This window comes from Streptomyces sp. CO7, from assembly GCF_053474865.1.
Genome location: NZ_JBRIOU010000006.1, coordinates 274,839 through 276,791, shown reverse-complemented (window position 1 = coordinate 276,791; position 1,953 = coordinate 274,839). Strand labels below are relative to the sequence as shown.

Genomic DNA, 1,953 nt, shown 5'->3' with positions numbered 1-1,953 from the left:
AGCAGACGCCGGCGGCGGCCCCCGCCCGGCCCCCCGCCGCGGCCCCCGCCGCTCTCGACCGCCCCGCACTCGCCGCCGCCGTGCTGGACGCGGCCGAGGAGGACGCCGATCCGGCGGGTGCGCCCGACGCCTTGGAGGCCCTGGGCGTCGGCGCCCTCCCCGCCGACTGCCTGCGCCGTCTGGAGGACCTCGCCGAGGGCGACGCGCGGATCGTGCGCTCGGGGCCGGAGAACCGGATCATCGGCCAGGACGAGGCGTTCCGGGACGGCGCCCGCGCGTTGCTCGTCGCCGCCGGGTCCGCGAGGGACCGACCCCCGGCCCGGGCGTCCGCACCGAGGGGGGTGACCCCGGCCCGGGTGCCCGTGACGCGACGGTCGTCAGCGGGCGCCCGGCAGCGCGGCCCGTTCCAGCCGCTCCCGCTGGGCGGCGGTCAGCCGCAGGGAGTCCGCCGCGACGTTCTCCTCGAGGTGCGCGACCGACGCCGTGCCCGGGATCGGCAGCATCACCGGCGAACGGGCCAGCAGCCAGGCCAGCAGCACCTGCTGCCGGGTCGCCCCGGTCTCCGCGGCCACCGCCGAGACCTCGGCGGAGTCCGCCTCGGCGACCGGACGCCACGGCAGGAACGCGAGGCCCGCCGCCTCGCAGGCGTCGAGGACCCGTTCGTGCTCCCGGGCGAAGAGGTTGTACCGGTTCTGCACGCTCGCGATCGGAGCCGTCCGCCGCGCCTCCTCCAGCTGCTCCACCGTGACCTCGGAGAGTCCGATGCGGGACACCAGTCCCGCCTCGCGCAGCTCCGCGAGCGCTCCGACCTGGTCCGCCACCGGAACCGTTGGATCGAGCCGGTGGAGCTGGAGCAGCTCGATCCGGTCCAGGCGTAACCGCCGCAGTGCCTCCCGGGTCTGACGGCGCAGACTGTCCGGACGTCCGTCGTGGGCCCAGCCCTCCGGGCCGTCGGACCGCACCACGCCGACCTTGGTGGCGACCAGCAGTCCCTCGGGGTACGGGTGGAGCGCGGCGGCCAGCAGTTCCTCGTTGGCTCCCCAGCCGTACAGATAGGCCGTGTCGACCAGGGTCACCCCGAGCCCGATGGCACGGCGCAGCACCTGGAAGGCCCTCTCGCGTCCCGGCCCCGGCGCGGTGGGAAGACGCATCGCGCCGAAGCCGACGCGGCCGACCGGGAGCCGGCCGGCGACGTCCCGCGGAGTCTCCCCGGTCACCGAGGGAGCACCGCCAAGGCCTCGACCTCCAGCAGGAGGTCGGGGTGGATCAGGGCGGACACCTCCACCGCCGTGCTCGCCGGCGGGCGGCCGAGGTCGACGTACCGGTCGCGGACCGCCCGCACCTCGGGGAGGTCGGTGATCCGGGTGACGTAGAAACCCAGCTTCACCACGTCGGCGAAGGAGGCGCCGGCCGCCTCCAGGCAGCGTCCGAGGTTCCTGAAGACCTGGTGGGCCTGCGCGGTGACGTCCCCCTCGCCGACCACCCGGCCCTCGGCGTCCAGGGGGACCTGGCCGGAGATCACCGCGAGACGCCCCTCCGCCACCACCACGGGGCTGTAGCCGCTGCCGGGAGCCAGGCCGTCGACGGAGGGGTGGACCAGGGTGGTGCTGTCGTTGCCAGACATGCGTTCCCTTCTGTGACAGGACGTCACACGCTACCGAGCGGCCGCCTCCGGTGCGCCCGTTTTCTGGACCGGTCGTCCCGCGCCGGGGAGGAGGCCGCCGCGCCGGACAGAGGGCCGGTCACCTTGGGGCGCGGACCCGGCCGACTCGGACCCGGCCGACCTGGGACCCGGCCGACCCCGCGCCCGCGGTGGGCGCGGGGTCGGCCTGGCATGGGGGCGGCCGGGCACGGGGTCGGCTGTCACTGTGGCGGCTCGTCGTCGGGACGGCCGCCGATCCAGTCCTGCATCGTGCGCAGCCGGCCCGACCAGCGCCGGTCGTGCCGCTCGGC

2 protein-coding genes are annotated in these 1,953 nt (G+C 76.3%); both read right to left on the bottom strand.

What is annotated here, in order from left to right:
- Positions 1 to 377: 377 nt before the first annotated feature.
- The gene (locus ACOV8S_RS22715) at positions 378 to 1,217 is read right to left on the bottom strand and encodes an aldo/keto reductase (protein ID WP_448319845.1); all 840 of its coding nucleotides are present in this window, start codon (positions 1,215 to 1,217) and stop codon (positions 378 to 380) included.
- The gene (locus ACOV8S_RS22710) at positions 1,214 to 1,624 is read right to left on the bottom strand and encodes a RidA family protein (RefSeq protein ID WP_448319843.1); all 411 of its coding nucleotides are present in this window, start codon (positions 1,622 to 1,624) and stop codon (positions 1,214 to 1,216) included. Before ACOV8S_RS22710 ends, ACOV8S_RS22715 begins: the two co-directional genes overlap by 4 nt.
- Positions 1,625 to 1,953 lie beyond the last annotated feature (329 nt).

Coding starts and splice junctions, on each gene's coding strand:
- ACOV8S_RS22710 (WP_448319843.1), bottom strand. CDS start 1,624: ATGTCTGGCAACGACAGCACCACCCTGGTCCACCCCTCCGTCGACGGC.